Source organism: Marinobacter sp. UBA2688, from assembly GCF_002352785.1.
Classification (GTDB): domain Bacteria; phylum Pseudomonadota; class Gammaproteobacteria; order Pseudomonadales; family Oleiphilaceae; genus Marinobacter; species Marinobacter salarius.
In genome coordinates this window covers 309,796-326,883 of record NZ_DELU01000010.1, presented here as the reverse complement: position 1 = coordinate 326,883, position 17,088 = coordinate 309,796, and the positions used below count along the sequence as shown (strand labels likewise).

The window sequence follows — 17,088 nt, the reverse complement described above, 5'->3', positions numbered from 1 at the left end:
GCGTCCGGTGGATGGCCGTCAGGCCGGTAACAGACTTAAGCGACTGGTTATACGTTGCCCGATGCATGGTTATGACCTAGAAGTGCTGCAACAGCGGACTTTGTTTCTTGAAGTATCTCTTCCTTTTTTGCCCGGCGCTCACTTACAATTTGTCGTGCCGCCGCCACTAACGAATCTCGGTCTTCACCAGTTGCTAGAGTCCGAGGGTCACTAGCACGCTTTATGAAATTACATGTCTTACAGGCGATAGCAAGATTCGATACATCGTCACCACCACTGGGAACGATGTGATCCTTTTGCCATCCGTCATATGAATCCACGTCAGCCAGCATATCCTTGTCGCAGTACTCACAGTGAAAATTTGCCCTGACGCCCAAATCTAACATCCAGTCGGGCCAACCTAGCTTATTCAAAGCAGTTCGTGCTTCATCTCGGCTCATATGACTTCTCCGTGTCCAATCGATTTAAACGTATAACAGCAGTTAGACCGACGTCTCAGTGATTGCCAAAATTTGACCGCTTCGTTATTACGTTTCACGATCTCGGAAACCCCTTAAATACTCGCTAAAACTAGCCGTAAATCCAATAACTTGCAAAGCAAAACAACCAAGTTCGCAGGTTCTATACTGCGCAATCATGAAACGGTCGCATTTCCGCAATCATAAAGCGGTCCAATGATTCCGGTGACCCCAAAAACAAAAAGGCCCGAAGCTTTTACACTCCAGGCCTTCTCATCACTCATTGCAGTCAATCACCTCAACCGCACTTACTATCGCCACAAGACAGGCAAGTCGCACATCCATCCATCACGATCACCGCCTTGGTGCTGCACTTGCCGCACATGGTGGCGTTGGGCGGGTAGTCGCCGGCTTTGTCGTCGTTCGTGGCCGTGGTGTGGCTGGCTTCGAATTCGGCGCGTTTTTCGGCGAGGATGCGTTTGGTGACTTCGCTCATTTCCTCGCTTTCAATCAGGCCGATGGCCTTGAGGTGCTTCTCGATCACGGCGCCGATTTCGGCGACGAGCGAGGGCATGAATACGCCGCCTTTCTTGAAGTAGCCACCGTTGGGGTCGTACACGCTGCGCAGCTCTTCCACCAGGAAGGTTACGTCGCCGCCTTTGCGGAACACGGCGGAGACAACGCGGGTGAGGGCGATGACCCATTGGAAGTGTTCCATCGACTTGGAGTTGATGAACACTTCGTACGGCTGCCGGCTTTCGTGGTCGGTGCCCTCGTTGAGCAGGATGTCATTGATGGTGATGTACATCGCGTGCTCGGCCACCGGCGGCTTGATCTTGTAGGTGGTGCCAAGCAGGAAGTCCGGCCGCTCGATGTATTCGTTCATCTCAACCGGTTTGCTTTCCGGCTGTGCGGCTGGCTGTGCTGCTTCGGGATCGGCTTTCTTTACTCGGTAGCCGACGATTTTGTTGCTGATTTTAACGGTCATGTTCGTTGTCCTGTGTCGGTTCCCGGGATCAGTATTTGCCGTAGGTGCCTTCTTTAAGCGCATCAAACAGGTTGGCGGCGTTATGGAGCTCGCCGTCGTACTCCACCTGTTCGTTGCCCTTGAGGGTCACCTTGCTGCCGTCGTCCAGGGTGAATTCGTACAGTGTGTTTTCCAGGTCTTTCTCCTGAACCAGCACGCCCTGGAAGGCTTCCGGGTTAAAGCGGAAGGTGGTGCAACCCTTCAGGCCCTTGTCGTAGGCGTACATGTAGATGTCTTTGAAGTCCGGATACGCGAAGTCCTGGGGCACGTTGGCGGTCTTGGAGATGGACGAGTCCACCCACAGTTGGGCCGCGGCCTGAATGTCCACGTGCTGCGCCGGCGTCACGTCTTCAGACGTGGTGAAGTAGTGGGGCAGGCGCTTGTCTTCTTCTTCGGAGAAGGGCATGGCACCTGGGTTGACCAGGTGGCGGTAGGCCAGCAGCTCGAAGGAGAATACGTCGACTTTTTCCTTGGTCTTGCGCCCTTCGCGGATGATGTTGCGCGCGTAGTGGTGCGAGAAGCTGGGTTCAATACCGTTACTGGCGTTGTTGGCCAGTGACAGGCTGATGGTGCCGGTGGGCGCGATGGAGGTGTGGTGCGTGAAGCGGCCACCTTTCTCTGCCAGTTGTTCGATCAGCTTTGGTTCCACGCTGCCAATTTGCTGCATGTACTTGCTGTACTTGGCGTGCAGTACCTTGCCTTTGAGCTTGTCGCCCAGTTTGTAGCCGTCCTGGGACAGCTGCGGGCACTTGGTCAGCATCTTTGGGGTAACTTCAAACTCGTCATCCATGATCGGCGCCGGGCCTTTTTCGTCGGCCAGGGCCAGGGACTGGCGCCAGCCTTCCACGGCCATTTCACGTACGACTTCTTCGGTAAACTGCACGGATTCGGACGAGCCGTAAGGCATACGCAGCATGGCGAGGGTGGAGCCCAGGCCGAGGATGCCCATGCCGTGGCGGCGCTTGTAGGTGATTTCGTGGCGCTGCTCTTCCAGCGGCAGGCCATTGATTTCCACTACGTTGTCCAGCATGCGGGTGAAGATGCCCACGACTTTGCGGTACTTCTCATAGTTGAAGCTGGCCTTGTCGGTGAACGGGTAGTCCACGAACATGGTCAGGTTCACAGAGCCCAGCAGGCAGCTGCCGTACGGGGGCAGAGGCTGTTCGCCACAGGGGTTGGTGGCGCGGATGTCTTCGCAGAACCAGTTGTTGTTCATCTGGTTGACCTTGTCGATCAGGATGAACCCTGGCTCGGCGTAGTCGTAGGTGCTGGTCATGATGGTGTCCCAGATGAACTGGGCTTTCAGGGTGCGGTAGATGCGGCACGCAACCTTGCCTTCGTCATTGACCACGTAACCTTTTTGGATCGGGAAGTCGCGGTACACGAACTGGGTGGTGTCGGACAGGTCCAGGCCTTCGTCTTCCACTTCTTTCTCGGTGACGGGGAACGACAGGTGCCAGTCGTCGCCATTGCGCACGGCTTCAATGAAGTCTTCAGTGATCAGCAGCGACAGGTTGAACTGGCGCAGGCGGCCGTCTTCACGCTTGGCCTGGATGAAGTCGATGACGTCCGGGTGGTGTACGTCGAAGGTGGCCATCTGCGCGCCACGGCGGCCACCGGCAGAAGACACGGTGAAGCACATGCGGTCGAATATATCCATGAACGACAGCGGGCCGGAGGTGGTGGCACCCGCACCGGCGACGTAGGCACCGCGGGGGCGCAGGGTGGAGAATTCATAACCAATACCACAACCGGCTTTGAGGGTGAGGCCGGCTTCGTGGTTTTTCTCCAGAATGTCGTTCATGGAGTCCTGAACGGAGCCAGACACGGTGCAGTTGATGGTGGACGTGGCTGGTTTGTGGGCTTCCGCACCGGCGTTGGAGGTAATGCGGCCAGCGGGGATGGCACCGTGGCGCAGGGCCCAGACGAATTCTTTCTTGTGCTTGGCGCGGTTGGCTTTGTTTTCCACTTCGGCAAGGGCAGTGGCAACACGCTCGTAGGTTGCTTCGATGTCCTTATCGACGGGTTCGCCGGTCTTGGTTTTGAGTTGGTACTTGCTGTTCCAGATGTCCAGCGAAGCTTCCTGCATCGGGATTGTTGTTACCACTGCCTGTGCTTTAGCGTTCATTGCCACCCTCGGATGTCCGGTATGTCTTTTGATGACCGCTGCAAACCGCAGCCGGCCATACCCCATGTGTCGTTAAGATGTCTCAGCCTGGAAGGCCGTTATGCTTCAGATCCGGTGAAACACTAGATCTGGTGTTTTTCTAACCTGCTGTCCGCCCTGGAAAGGGCGTAACAGCGGGTTTTCAGGAAAGATGGTCACCCGCGTGATTTACTGGCGCGCCGTTTGTGGTGAGCGGGCCGAGCAAACCCTATATATGGGTGAATATGAGGTGAGTATAACAGGATATAGTGGTCTGTGAATAAGAAGACAACTATAGATTGCGGCTCATAGCGAAAGAAAATCAATGGATGAATGCTTGAATATCCTGAAATGCCCGCAGAAACGCCGCGTTGAGGCATTTTACTTGAAACCACTAGATGTTGTGGTCAAAAACTGCGCAGCGAAAAATCTGAAAAAAGGTTCATAAAGTCAGTTAAATGTGACCGATGCACGTACCCGTTTTGTACCTGTCGCTAAAGTAGTGATGTGGAGTCGTAAGAGGTAGTGGCCCACAGGAAGTGAAAACTACTATAAAAGGAACATAATAATGAAAGGCCTGAAACGAACACTGCTTGCGCTGGGCGTCGCAGGGTTGCCTGCTGCCGCAATGGCAGACATTGTGATGCTGGAGGACAGCACAATGGGGAATATTACCGGCCAGGCCGGTGTGTCCATTGAGCTGGAAACCAAGATCAATATGGACCGCTTTATCTACACCGATGAAGGCTCGCTAACGGTCAGTGATATCAGTATTGGCGGTGCGGAACGGACAGACTTCTTTGGTTTCAATGGCCTGGGTGGGCCGGATTCCAATGATCTTCTGGACAACATCCGTATCGATATTGATGTGCTCGCCGACGGCGATGCGGCCATCAATATCCGCCCGCAATTCTTCAATGCCATAGATTTCCGTGTGACCTCCGGTGCGTGGGAATTGTGGGGGCAGGGCGGCCAGAACACGGCACTGATGGACAACCTGTTCATCGAGGGTGTGCTGGGGCGTGGTTCTATCCACATTGATACAGACACCGACATCATGCGGCTACGTTCGGCGTTCGCTATTGAAGTGATGGATTTCGATGTGCCGTTTGCGGCCGTGGGCATTCGTGGCCTTTCACTGACCGGTGCGGACTACGATCAGACCTTCCCGAGCGTGTTGGACCTGTTCGCGGAAGTGGATCTGTATATCTACAACGGCCAGCGTGCAGACGGTGGTTCCTCCCTGGCGATCGATATGCCCAGCTTTGCGGCGGACATCGGTATGCAGGAGGTGATTGTAGGGCAGGCCTCGATCGGCCAGATCTTCATTGATGATCTGGCGATCACCAATACCCAGATGCGGGTGTACGGTCACTAGTGACCAAACTGTCTACGGGGCATGCAAGGTGCCCCGTAGACGAGTTTGCCGGCGAGCGTGATCAGCCCAACAACAAACTGTCGTCGTCCACTTCCAGCCCGCGCTGCTTCTCGAACAGTTCCAGCAGGTCTTTCACTTCCAGTCCTTCCCGGTCCTGGCCGGCGATATCGAACACCACCTGGCCCTGGTGCAGCATCACTGTGCGGTCGCCCACTTCCAGCGCCTGTTTCATGCTGTGGGTGACCATCAGCGCGGTGAGCTTCTGTTCTTCAATGATCTGTGTGGTCAGATCCAGCACGAAGGAGGCGGTTTTCGGGTCCAGCGCGGCGGTGTGTTCGTCCAGCAACAGGATGGCGGAGGGTGTCAGGCTGGCCATCAACAGGCTGACGGCCTGGCGTTGGCCGCCGGAAAGCAGGCCCATCTTGTCGCCCAGACGATTTTCCAGGCCCAGGTTGAGGGAGGCCAGGCTGGATTTGAACTGGTCCATGTAGCGGGCTTTTACGGCTGCGCTCAGCCCACGGCGCTGGCCACGTTTGATGGCCAGGGCCAGGTTTTCCTCGATGGTCAGGCCTTCACAGGTGCCCGCCAGCGGGTCCTGGAATACGCGGGCTACCCGGCCGGCGCGTTTGTGGGTGGGCAGCTTTGTTACGTCCTGGTTGTCGACGATGATGTTGCCGCTGTCCACCATGACCTCACCGGCGAGGGCGTTGAGGAAGGTGGATTTGCCGGCGCCGTTGCTGCCAATCACGGTGACGAATTCGCCCTGGTTGACGGTCAGGCTCATGCCTCGAAGGGCCGGGTTTTCCAGCGGCGTGCCCTTGCCGAAGGTGAGGGTCAGGTCGGTTGCTGTAATCATGCTTCCTCCTCAGGCCTTTTTGCGGGTAAACCGCGCGGCAACGGACGTGCGAACACCGGGCAGCACAATGGCCAGGGTGACCAGCACGGCGGTGATCAGGTTCAGGTCCTGGGCCTGTAGCCCCAGGAAGTCAGCGTTCAGCGCCAGGGCAATGGCCAGGCGGTAGACGATGGCGCCGATCACACAGGCAATCAGGGCTCGGAGAACCGTAGACGGCGTAAGCACGGCTTCACCACCGATCAGTGAGGCCAGGCCGATCACGATCACGCCCACACCCATGGTCACGTCTGCAGCGCCCTGGCTCTGGGCGAACAGGGCACCGGCGAGGCCTACCAAGCCGTTAGAGACGGCAACCCCCAGCACAATCATGGCACCGGTGGCGATACCTTGTGCACGGGCCATTCGCGGGTTTGCGCCGGTGGCGCGCATGGCCAGCCCGGTTTCGGATTTCATGAAACGCCACAGCAACAACAGGCTTACCATCACCACGAGGATGAACAACAGTACCGGCACCTGATGGTAGGCAAGGCCAAGCTCGTACCAGGGTGTGAGCACGGTTTCCTCGGTGAGCAGGGCAATGTTGGGCCGGCCCATGATGCGCAGGTTCACGGAATACAGCGCGATCATCGTGAGGATGGACGCCAGCAGGTTGAGAATGTTGAGTTTGACGTTCAGCAATGCGGTTACCGCACCGGCACCCATGCCGGCAATCACGGCGGCGCCGGTGGCCAGCCAGGGGTTAACGCCTTCAATGATAAGGACGGCTGCCACGGCGGCGCCCAGGGGAAAACTGCCGTCCACGGTCAGGTCCGGGAAGTCCAGTACGCGAAACGAAAGGTAGATACCGAAGGCGACCAGCCCGTAGATCAGGCCGGTTTCGATGGCGCCATAAAAGGCAATGTTACTAAGCATGGGATAGGGTCACCGTAAATGAAAACGGGCAGCCCTTGTGAGGCCGCCCGCTAACAGTGGGTTACTTGTCGCTGTTTACGACTTTTTTCGCGTCGCTGATCAGGTCGTCGGACAGGGTAATGCCCATGCGCTCTGCGGCAGCGGGGTTCACGAACAGTTCCAGGGTGTCCACGGATTCCACATTCATGTCACCGGGGTTGGCACCTTCCAGGATGCGGGCCACCATGGCGCCGGTCTGGCGGCCGTGGTCGTAGTAGTCGAAGCCAAGGGCAGCAACGGCGCCACGGCCGACGGTGGCGGTGTCAGCGGCGAAGACCGGAATGCTGGCACGCTCGCCCACGGAGATGACCGCTTCCACGGCGCTGATCACGGTGTTGTCGGTGGTCAGGTAGATGGCGTCTGCTTTGCCTACCAGGGAGCGGGCCGCACCGAGCACTTCCGAGGTCTTGGTGGCGGCGGCTTTGACCAGTTCCATGTCACGGGCCTGCAGGCGCTCTTCAAGCAGCTCCACCAATGCCACGGCGTTGGCTTCGCCGGGGTTGTAGACGGTGCCGATGCGTTTGGCGTCTGGCACCACCCGCTCGAGCAGGTCGAGGTGGCGTTCGATGGGCAGCATGTCGGTCACGCCGGTGATGTTGGCTCCCGGAGCCTTCAGGCTTTTCACCAGCTTGGCGCCGACCGGGTCGGTCACCGCGGAGAAGACGACTGGAGTCTGGCGAGCGGCGGCGGCCATGGTCTGTGCCGACGGCGTGGCGATGGCGACGATCACGTCCGGGCCTTCACCCACGAACTTGCGGGCAATCTGTGACGCGATGGCGGCGTTGCCCTGGGCGCTTTCGTGCATGATGCGAACCTGTTCGCCGTCTTTGTATCCCTGTGCTTCCAGTTCGTCCCGTACGCCCTGATGAACGGCATCCAGTGCCGGATGCTCCACAATCTGGGTGATGGCGACCACCCGCTGTTCGTCGCTCTGTGCAGTGGCGGGTGCAATGGCAGCCATTGCCAGCAGGGCGGTGCCGATCAGCGTGCGCAGAATCTTGTTGGCCATAAACCGGTCTCCGGGTCTGTTCAGACTGTTTGGCGCGCCGGGAGATCGAACGCGCGTTTAATAATGGGGCGGGAGTTTATCACAGGCTATTGGATTGATGGGTAAGGGAAGGTACCTTTTACAGGGATTTGCGCGGCAGTATGCCAGCTTAAAAGTACATGTGATGCGGAATAGTTTTAGTTCCGTCACGTTTTGATGGTGACGGCTGTGGTGAAATAGGCTACTAAAGTCTAATGCAGTGCAGCCCTTACATAATAAAAACACTGATAACTCAAAAATAACACAACGCAAGGAAGGTCCATGGACACTACTGACAAACTCCCCCTGGATATGGTTTATCACTGGGAACACGCCAAAGCGGATTCCCTGTACCTGACTCAGCCCATTGGCGACGGCAAGGTGGTTGAATACACCTGGAAGCGCGCGGTGGACGAAGCCCGCCGGATGGCCTCGTACCTGAAATCCCTGAACCTGCCGGAGAAGAGCCGAGTCGGGATCATATCCAAGAACTGCGCGCAGTGGATCATGTCGGACTGGGCCATCTGGATGGCCGGCCACATCTCCGTGCCGCTTTACCCGACCCTGAACGCGGATACGGTGAACTACATCCTTAACCACAGCGAATGCGACGTTCTGTTTGTCGGTAAGCTGGACGACTGGGATCAGATGAAGTCCGGCGTGCCGGAGTCCGTGCGTTGTATTTCCTACCCACTGAGCCCGCCCAACGATTTTGAAACCTGGGACGACCTTGTGGGCAAGTACCCGCCACTGGAAGAGAACACCCAGCGGGATGCGGATGAACTGGCCACCATTGTGTACACCTCTGGCAGCACCGGCCGGCCGAAGGGCGTTATGCTGAGCTTCCGTAATATGGCATTTGCGGCTGCCGGTGGCACCCAGGTGCTGGGCGTGGGTGCGGAAGAGCGCATGCTGTCTTACCTGCCGCTGGCGCACGTTTTCGAGCGCACGTTTGTGGAGCTGGGCTCGCTGTACTCCGGTTTTCAGCTGTTCTTTGCCGAGTCGCTGGATACCTTTGTCCAGGATCTGCAGCGGGCACAGCCGACGCTGTTCCTGTCAGTGCCCCGCCTGTGGGTGAAATTCCAGCACGGCGTTTTGCAGAAGCTGCCCAAGGAGAAGCTGGAAAAGCTGCTGAAGGTTCCGCTACTGAACAAGGTGATCAAGAAGAAGGTGCTCAAAGGGCTGGGCCTGAACAAGGTCAAACTGGCTGGCAGTGGCTCCGCACCTCTTTCCAACGATGTGCTGGACTGGTACCGCAACCTGGGGCTGGAACTGCTGGAAGGCTACGGCATGTCCGAGAACTTTGCCTATTCCCACATGAACAAGCCTGGCCGTTCCCGCACCGGCTACGTGGGTGAAGCACTGCCCGGCGTGGAAATGAAGATCAGCGACGAGGGCGAAGTGCTGGTGAAAAGCCCGGCCACGATGATGGGGTACTACAAGGACGAAGAGAAAACCCGCGAAACCTTCTCAGAGGACGGTTTCCTGAAAACCGGCGACAAAGGCGAAATCGACGAGATGGGACGCCTGAAGTTGACCGGCCGCATCAAGGAAATCTTCAAGACCAGCAAGGGTAAGTACATCGCCCCCGCACCGATCGAGAACCGCCTGATGTCTCACGAGGCCATCGAAATGGTGTGTGTCTCCGGGGCCAACCAGACGCAACCCCACGCGCTGGTGATGCTGGGCGAGGAGATTCGTCCGAAGATGGCTGATGAAGCATTCCGCAAGGACATCGAGGCCAGCTTCAAGCAGTTGATTACGGACGTCAACAAGACCGTGGACCCTCACGAGCAACTGGCGTTCATTACCGTGGTCAGCGATGAATGGTCCATCGAGAACAGCTTCCTGACCCCGACACTGAAGCTGAAGCGTAATGTGGTGGAGGATGCGTATCAGGAAAATGTGGACTCCTGGTACGCAAAACGTGAGCCGGTCATCTGGCAGTAGAGAAAACCGACGTAAGTCGCATAGGGAAAGCGCTGAAACGGGCATAAACTGAAGACATATTCAGGAGGGAATATGACTCAGTTAGCCCGGTTTCAGAAACGCATTTATGACATGATTCCGCTCTCGGAAGCATTGGGTGTGGAGCTGGTTTCCTATGACGGCCATGCGTTGTTGGTCAGTGCTCCGCTGGCCCCCAACCACAACCACCAGGGGACTGGCTTCGGGGGGAGTGTCTACTCGGTTGCAGTGATTTCCGCCTGGGGGTTGGTTGAGCTGGTATTGACCGACTTGGGATTGGCCGGAAAGGTGGTGATCCAGGTAGGTGAAATTGAGCACATTGAGCCGGTAGACACGAACTTCTTCGCCCTGTGCCGCCTCCCCGGCGGTGAAGTCCCTGACCGATTCCGAAAAAGCCTGGCCCGCCACGGCAAGGGCAGGCTTTCCCTGATTGCTGAAGTGTATTGCGGCGAACCCACCACGGAACCCGTCAGAGAACCCGTTGCGGTTTTCCAGGGCCGTTTTGTGGTTCAGGGCGCGCAATCCCGTTCGGTGATCTAAGCGGACTTCCCGGCTGCCGCTTGAAGGCGGCGAACGTCAGCTAATGGCCCGGGTGTCGGAAATGGACTTGCTCATGAGGATGATCGGAATGATGCCGGCCAGCACGATAATCAATGCCGGCAGGGCGCTGTGGGCGAGCTTCTCGTCCGAGGCAAACTGGTACACGTAGGTGGCCAGGGTTTCAAAATTAAAGGGCCGCAGGATTAACGTCGCCGGCAGCTCCTTCATACAGTCCACGAACACCACCAACGCCGCCGTAATCAAGGTGCCCCGCAACATCGGCAGGTGAACCTTCAGCAGTGTATTGCCCGGTGTATGGCCCAGGGACCGGGAGGCCATGTCCATACTGGGTGTAATTTTCTGCAGGGCACTTTCCACACTGCCAGCGGAGACCGCCAGGAAGCGAACGGTATAGGCGAACACCAACGCAAAGGCGGTACCACTAAGCAGCAGCCCACTGCTGACCCCGAAGTTGTCCCTCAGGATGCCATCCACCCAGTTGTCAAAACCGGCTAGCGGCACAATCACGCCCACTGCGAGCACGGCCCCGGGCATGGCGTAGCCCAGGCTGGAAAGCCGCATCATCACGCGCATGCCCCGGGTATCGTGCAGGCGGCGGCTGTAGGCGAGGGTGACGCCAATGATCAGCGTGGTCAGCGCGGCGGTTCCCGAGAGAAACAGGCTGTTGAGCGTGTTGCGAACGAAGTCCGGGTTCCAGCTTTCGTCGAAGTACTCCCAGGCATAGTGACCAAGGGTGGCGGCTGGCAGCAGGAAACCGAAGATCACTGGTACGGCGCACACGGCCACGCACACCCACTGGCGCGGGCGTGACAGGGTAAAGCGGCGGATTGGCTCGCGGTTGTCCCGCGCTGCGAATTGTTGCTGTTTGCGCCGGGAATAGCGCTCCAGGGTCACCAGGATAACGACGAAGGCCAGCATGGTGGTGGCAATCTGCGCGGCGCCTCCCAGATTCCCCAGGTTCATCCAGGTGTCGAACAGGCCGGCGGTCAGGGTTTGTACCGCAAAGAAATCCACCGTACCGAAGTCGTTCAGGGTTTCCATCAATACCAGCGACAGGCCAACCGCTACGGCAGGCCGGGCAATCGGCAGCACCACCCGGAAGAAGGTGCTGATGGCGGAATGCCCCAGGCTACGGCTGACCGCAAACAGGGAAGGGGATTGCTCCAGGAACGCGGCCCGTGCCAGCAGGTATACATAGGGATAGAGCACCAGGCCGATCATCAGGGTGGCGCCTTCCAGGCTGCGGATTTCGGGGAACCAGTAGTCGGCGGCGTTGTGCCAGCCAAACCAGTCCCGCATGGCGGTCTGAACCGGCCCGGCGTAATCCAGAAGGCTGGTATAGACATAAGCAATGACATAGGCAGGCACCGCAAAGGGTAGCAGCATGGCCCATTCAAAAAACTTGCGACCGGGAAAGTCGCACATAGTGACCGCCCAGGCGCTGGCGAGGCCGATAACCAGCGTGATGAAAGCCACGCCGGCCATGAGTTGGAGTGTGGTAACCAGATAGCGGGGAAGCGTGGTGTCCAGCAGGTGAGGCCAGATATTCTCTTCCGGAAACAGCGCCAGGATAAGCACCGACAGTACCGGAAGCGCCACGATGGCGGTGGTCACTGCGGCGGTGATCAGCCAGCGTTTCGAGGTCCGTTTTGCCAGCAGGGGGTATCTCGCCCCGGTCTGTTCAATGGCCTCGGACATAGGTTTCCTTTGGGTGAATTGGGAATAGGGTGCGGATTGTACAAAAAAGCCGGGACCTGAGTCCCGGCTTTTTCAATACATGGCTGGTTTAGTTGTCGTAATCGACGCGATCAACCATCTTCACCGCTGCGCTGCGGTTTTCCGCGATTTCCTGGAGAGACAGGTCGTCCGGGTTAATCTCACCCCATTCGGCCACCATGCCGGAGGGCTTTACGTCGGGGTTGGCCGGGTATTCGGTGTTGGCCTCGGCGTAAATCTGCTGTGCCTTGGGCTCTGACAGGAACTCCATCAGGCGGATGGCGTTGTCACGGTTGGGCGCACTTTTGGTCAGGGCGATACCGCTGATGTTGATGTGAGTGCCACGGCCAGCCGCGTTGGGGAATACCAGACGTACGGACTCGGCGGCCTCGCGCTGGTTCTCGTCGTTCAGCATGTTGCCGTAGTAATAACTGTTACCGATGGCAATGTCGCACTCGCCGGCATGGATGGCCTTGATCTGGTCACGGTCACCGCCCTGGGGCTTGCGTGCCAGGTTGTCTTTCAGGCCTTCCAGCCACTCTTCAGTGGCTTCTTCGCCATGGTGGGCGATCATGGAGGAGAACAGGGCAATGTTGTAAGGGTGCTTGCCGCTGCGGGTACAGATGCGGTCATCCCACTTTTCATCCGCCAGTTGCTCGTAGGTCGTGATCTCGCCTTCTTCAACACGTTCCTTTGAGGCATAGATCAGCCGGCCGCGGGTGGTGAGGGCGAACCACTTGCCGTCAGGATGACGAAGGTTCTGCGGGATGTTGCTCTGCAGAGTTTCGTTTTCAATGCCTTCAACGAGGTCGCGCTCAACCAGCTCGTTGATGCGGGAGATATCCACCGTCATCACCAGGTCCGCGGGGCTGTTGCGTCCTTCACGCTCCAGTCGCTCTGCCAGGCCTTTCTTGGCGAAGACGACGTTGGTTTCGATCCCGGTTTCTTCCTGGAATGCATTCAGCAGCGGTTCCAGCAGGTAAGCCTGGCGGTAGGAGTAGATGTTGACCTCGCCGTCAGCGCTGGCCTGCAGGGGCAGCGCGCAGGCTGCTGCGATGGCAGTCGCCGCAAGTTTCATTTTCATGGTAGGTATTCCTTTATGGTTTTGGGTAAGGGGTGATCTTTATACGTGTAGTGAGACGTAATGGTAGTTAACAATGCCAACTATTCTTATTTGTGTTGCGCTGAGTGTCAATACACCGTTGCCAACTTATCTCGGAAATGGTGTTATGCTTCGGAAGACTATAAAAACTATGTAAAAAGTGGTGGGCATACAGACTATGGTTGGGAATGATCGAAGAGTGCACGGTCGCACAGCAATGAGTGCGAAGGTTCGGGTTACCCATGAAGAACTTGGTGAATTCGTGTTCTCAACCAGGGACATTTCCGATGGCGGCGTTTTTATTGTTGTCGACACCGAACCCTTCGCACCGTCGATCGGTGACAGTGTTCAGGTTCAGGTGCAGGGCCTTCCGGTGCCTGCTCCCGTGCTGGATATGGTGGTGGTACGTAAGACCAACGACGGTTTTGGTCTACAGTTTGCGGATCAATAGACGGTGCTCACCTGAATGATATTCAACAGATCTTTCTTCCCTATGCGGCTTATCGTCGCCGTTCTGCCATTTGTCCTGAGTGGGTGCGCATCCTATTACACCCACTACGCGGTGTTTCCCGCTGAGAATTCGGCTGGCGAAGATCGCCAGGTAAAATTGACGTGGCAGACTGCCGAATACCCCGGCTGGTGGGTGGCGGATAACCGGTCCACACCCATTACCGTCGAAACCCAATGCAGCGCCCGTGAATGGCGTCTGGTGGATGACAGCCATGAAGACTCCGCCAACCAATCCTGCGGGGAGGGTATCCGGGCCTGCGGTAACGAAGGGCTGGACCGTGTTGCCCGCACGGGCGCGTCGGCAGCTGGCAAGCGCTGCATGACGATAAATGCGGACGATCCGGCGGCACGCGTCACCGATATTGGTTCGTCACTGGATCTGCTGGTGTCCTGTGAGCCGGTCAAGACCGTTCGGGGTAGTGGCGATGATGCCGACAACATCGACTATATCCGGGCTTCAACGGTGCCTTACACTATCTATAGCCGCAAATCCCCCCGTGGATCACTTCACGCCCGGCCGCCGGAACTGGATGATTCGGTTTGTGACGACGAATAGAAGGGCAGCGACCTGTCAGTAATGTGAATGGTGTCACGTTGCTACATTTTGTTTCCTGATGATAGTTTCGGTTACTCCCTGTCGCGTTCCGGTTACTTCACACTACATAAATGTAATGGACTCTTTCTGAGCGGGCGTCACAATAGTGATTATCGATTCGTGCACGTGTTAGAGGTGTCCCGTGGGAGTCCGTCAAAAGAAAATTGCTGTACACGATCTGGAGATTGGCATGTTTGTGTCCGATCTCGATCGCCCGTGGCATCAGACGCCTTTCCCCATCCAGGGCTTTCACATCCGCTCCCAGAACGATGTGCGTTCGCTGGTTACTCACTGCAAGTGGGTGATTATCGATGAGGCCGAGGTTCGCGAGGCCATCGATCAGAGCAAACCCGGAAAACGCATCTTCAGGCGCCCGAGCAAACGCTCAGGGCATGAGCGAGATTCGGTACAGTTGCCGCCTCTCAATATCAAGGAGCCGGTCAAGTACGACTCCGTAACGACCATGCGCAGAGAACTGAAGGTGTCCAAGAAGCTGATGATCGATGCGGAAGCGTCGCTGAATCAGGTTTTCGAGGCCATTCGTCAGCATGAAACGCCGGACCTTAGGGGGGTGGCTGTCGTCACCCAGAAAATGGTTTCCAGCGTTGTTCGCAATCCCGATGCCATGCTGTGGCTCAGCCGCACCCGTCACCATGACAACTATACGTATCGGCACTCCCTGAATACGGCAGTATGGGCACTGGTCTGTGGCCGTCAGTTGGGCCTGAATGAAGGCCTTCTCAATCACCTTGGGCTGGGCTGCCTGCTGTCTCAGGTTGGCAAGCTGGACCTTCCAGCCCGCATTCTTGCCAATGAGGGCAAGCTGGATTCCGAGGACTTCTCCGTGTACCGCACTTACGTAGAGCGCGGTGTTGCGAAGCTTGCGGACAGCGGTTTATCTCGTGCGGTTCTCAGTGTTGTGCAGGGCCACCGCGAACGGCATAACGGATCCGGTTTCCCGGAAGGTGTCCGAGGCGACCGGATTCCACTGCTGGCCAAGGTGGCGGGGCTGTCGGAATATTTCGAGACACTGATTGGCCCGCGGACTTCGGCGGAGCCCATGACGCCGGCCCGCGCGGTGACGCTGTTGTATGAAATGCGCAACATTGAATTCCAGGAGGACCTGGTAGAGCAGTTTATCCAGGCCATTGGCATTTACCCCACCGGCAGCCTGGTTGAGCTTAATGATGGCCAGCGCGGTATTGTGGTTTCCCATGCGCCGGAGCGTCGGTTGTGGCCGAAGGTTATGGTGATGACGGACTGCTATCACCGGCCGTTGAAGTCCGCCCGGATCGTGGACCTTGCAAAATACAATGAAGGGCGTGGCGCGCATGACACTCTGACAGTGGCCGAGTGCCTGCCCCATGGCACGGAAGGGTTGAACCCGGAGCACTACGACGTGACTGGTGCGGAGTCCCGCTGGAACCTGTCACGCATTGTCGGCGCCTGATACGGCTCGGGTTATCGAGCAATTATTGAATAAGTACCCTGAGCTGTTTCTTCACCCATCGGTAGGTACCTTCGGGGCGGAAGTTCACCAACAGCTCGGATTCTCCTCCGGATTCACCCGCAACAAAATACTCCACAGACGCTGACTGCCAATCGAAAGAGTGCACCACCACATCCTGATCGCGGGTGCTGATGGCTTCGATGGTATCCAGTTGCGGCTGATCGGCTATCTTGCGTACCCGCACGGTTTTGATGGCGGTGTCCGAAGCGGGGAATTCCGCCACATAATCGTCCAGGTAATAACGGTTGGACAGTTGGGTGCTGATGGTGTCCAGTTCCCGCGTGAGATAACCCTCGGCGTCCTCGACATCCACATCCTCCAGGCTGCGAACGGCGTTGAGGATGCGATCGCGCTTGCTTTGCAGGTCCTCCCGATACTCGACGTCTTCGTCACGGTCCTCTTCTTCGTCCGGGCGAGGGTCCGCGTTGGCGATTTCCTCTTCGGTGGGTGGGTCTTCACAAAGCTCATCGTCGGCTGGGTAGAAGCAGATGCTTTGCAGCAACTGGTTGGCGGGAGACGGCGAGTTGCCGCCTTCGGCGAAGTCGCTTTCAGGAACATTGAAGTCGATCGGCGCGTCCAGGTCGGGTAGCGCGGCATTCAGTTGCGTAATAACCCGCTCCCGTATGTCGATGCCCTGGCCATTGGAGAGGTTCAGGCTCCAGTTGAGCGCCAGTAGAAACCGCGTCATGTTGATCAGGGTAACTTCATCCTGGATCAGTTGCTGTTCTGTCAGTCGGTGGTTCTGCAGTCCTTCGTCGGTGGTGCCTGGTATCTCCAGCGCAGTTCGCAGGTCCGGGAAGAATTCCAGAGGGGTGACAATGGACCGCGCGGGAATCCCATCCGCCAGTTGCAGGTTGCCGACGCGAAGGCTGATCCGTTCGCCGGGGTAGTAGTTGAAGCGTCCGTTGGCGTCAGTGGTGCCGTTGCGGCTGGCTGTGGAATAGGTAAGCCCGGTGATACCCGCCGGCATGAGCTGCCCCGTGCGTGAACCGTCATCTCCGCCGCTGCCGTCGCCACCGAAGCACCCGGCCAGTAGGACCGTTAATGCGAGCGGGCAAATCAGAGACGGTAATGCAGATGTGAAGTGAACGGATCTCATGGTGGCGCGTACATTCCCTGGCGTTCGGTCGGTGGTGCAAGACCTTTTGTAAGTTGTTGTAACCGGCATTATAAGGACGGCACTGGTGCCATATCGGGAAACCTGTCGCAGTTTGGGGTTTTAGTCGGTGTAGCGGGATTGCGCCGAACTACTTGAATTTCACTTTCCGGGCCTCCAGTTATAG

At 57.5% G+C, this 17,088-nt stretch carries 15 protein-coding genes; 6 read left to right on the top strand and 9 right to left on the bottom strand.

All coding sequences use genetic code 11. From position 1 onward, the window contains the following. Positions 1-47 precede the first annotated feature (47 nt). The 3 genes from B3M52_RS06215 to B3M52_RS06205 form a co-directional block, all read right to left on the bottom strand. Entirely contained in the window at positions 48-440 is a 393-nt protein-coding gene (locus B3M52_RS06215) for an HNH endonuclease (protein ID WP_075196874.1), read from the bottom strand. A 316-nt stretch (positions 441-756) separates the two neighbouring features. Then, the gene (locus B3M52_RS06210; RefSeq protein ID WP_075196873.1) at positions 757-1,446 is read right to left on the bottom strand and encodes an NrdJb; all 690 of its coding nucleotides are present in this window, start codon (positions 1,444-1,446) and stop codon (positions 757-759) included. 28 nt (positions 1,447-1,474) lie between these two features. Next, the gene (locus B3M52_RS06205) at positions 1,475-3,613 is read right to left on the bottom strand and encodes an adenosylcobalamin-dependent ribonucleoside-diphosphate reductase (RefSeq protein ID WP_075196872.1); all 2,139 of its coding nucleotides are present in this window, start codon (positions 3,611-3,613) and stop codon (positions 1,475-1,477) included. Positions 3,614-4,199: 586 nt separating this feature from the next. Here B3M52_RS06205 and B3M52_RS06200 point away from each other — a divergent pair. After that, the gene (locus B3M52_RS06200) at positions 4,200-5,009 is read left to right on the top strand and encodes a DUF6160 family protein (protein WP_075196871.1); all 810 of its coding nucleotides are present in this window, start codon (positions 4,200-4,202) and stop codon (positions 5,007-5,009) included. Between the two features lie 61 nt (positions 5,010-5,070). On the opposite strand, the gene B3M52_RS06195 is transcribed toward B3M52_RS06200, so the two are convergent. The 3 genes from B3M52_RS06195 to B3M52_RS06185 all read right to left on the bottom strand — a co-directional run bounded on the left by B3M52_RS06195 (position 5,071) and on the right by B3M52_RS06185 (position 7,825). Then, positions 5,071-5,865, bottom strand: a complete 795-nt coding sequence (locus B3M52_RS06195) for an ABC transporter ATP-binding protein (RefSeq protein WP_007152408.1) — start codon at positions 5,863-5,865, stop codon at positions 5,071-5,073. A gap of 9 nt (positions 5,866-5,874) precedes the next feature. Beyond that, positions 5,875-6,777, bottom strand: coding sequence for an ABC transporter permease (locus B3M52_RS06190; protein ID WP_286749134.1), 903 nt, complete (start codon positions 6,775-6,777; stop codon positions 5,875-5,877). Positions 6,778-6,838: 61 nt separating this feature from the next. Next, on the bottom strand, positions 6,839-7,825 hold the full coding sequence (locus B3M52_RS06185; RefSeq protein WP_286749132.1) for an ABC transporter substrate-binding protein: 987 nt from the start codon (positions 7,823-7,825) through the stop codon (positions 6,839-6,841). A 300-nt stretch (positions 7,826-8,125) separates the two neighbouring features. On the opposite strand from B3M52_RS06185, the gene B3M52_RS06180 reads away from it, so the two are divergent. Together B3M52_RS06180 and B3M52_RS06175 are read left to right on the top strand one after the other, a co-directional pair. Continuing rightward, on the top strand, positions 8,126-9,793 hold the full coding sequence (locus tag B3M52_RS06180) for an AMP-binding protein (protein WP_036208260.1): 1,668 nt from the start codon (positions 8,126-8,128) through the stop codon (positions 9,791-9,793). A gap of 72 nt (positions 9,794-9,865) precedes the next feature. Then, the gene (locus tag B3M52_RS06175) at positions 9,866-10,351 is read left to right on the top strand and encodes a thioesterase domain-containing protein (RefSeq protein ID WP_036208256.1); all 486 of its coding nucleotides are present in this window, start codon (positions 9,866-9,868) and stop codon (positions 10,349-10,351) included. 36 nt (positions 10,352-10,387) lie between these two features. On the opposite strand, the gene B3M52_RS06170 is transcribed toward B3M52_RS06175, so the two are convergent. Beyond that, a complete protein-coding gene (locus tag B3M52_RS06170; protein WP_091642017.1) occupies positions 10,388-12,070 on the bottom strand; it encodes an ABC transporter permease in 1,683 nt (560 codons plus the stop codon). An 88-nt stretch (positions 12,071-12,158) separates the two neighbouring features. Then, positions 12,159-13,172, bottom strand: a complete 1,014-nt coding sequence (locus B3M52_RS06165; RefSeq protein ID WP_036208249.1) for a Fe(3+) ABC transporter substrate-binding protein — start codon at positions 13,170-13,172, stop codon at positions 12,159-12,161. A gap of 196 nt (positions 13,173-13,368) precedes the next feature. On the opposite strand from B3M52_RS06165, the gene B3M52_RS06160 reads away from it, so the two are divergent. From B3M52_RS06160 to B3M52_RS06150, 3 genes are all read left to right on the top strand, one after another. Then, entirely contained in the window at positions 13,369-13,641 is a 273-nt protein-coding gene (locus tag B3M52_RS06160) for a PilZ domain-containing protein (RefSeq protein WP_036208246.1), read from the top strand. A 15-nt stretch (positions 13,642-13,656) separates the two neighbouring features. Next, positions 13,657-14,256 carry a hypothetical protein gene (locus tag B3M52_RS06155; protein ID WP_036208231.1) on the top strand — a complete coding sequence of 200 codons (600 nt, stop codon included), beginning with the start codon at positions 13,657-13,659 and terminating at the stop codon, positions 14,254-14,256. Between the two features lie 181 nt (positions 14,257-14,437). Beyond that, complete coding sequence (locus tag B3M52_RS06150) at positions 14,438-15,745, top strand: HD-GYP domain-containing protein (RefSeq protein WP_041333177.1); 1,308 nt, start codon at positions 14,438-14,440, stop codon at positions 15,743-15,745. 22 nt (positions 15,746-15,767) lie between these two features. Here the strand turns inward: B3M52_RS06150 and B3M52_RS06145 are convergent, their stop codons facing one another. After that, positions 15,768-16,904 carry an organic solvent ABC transporter permease gene (locus B3M52_RS06145; protein ID WP_228712235.1) on the bottom strand — a complete coding sequence of 379 codons (1,137 nt, stop codon included), beginning with the start codon at positions 16,902-16,904 and terminating at the stop codon, positions 15,768-15,770. Positions 16,905-17,088 lie beyond the last annotated feature (184 nt).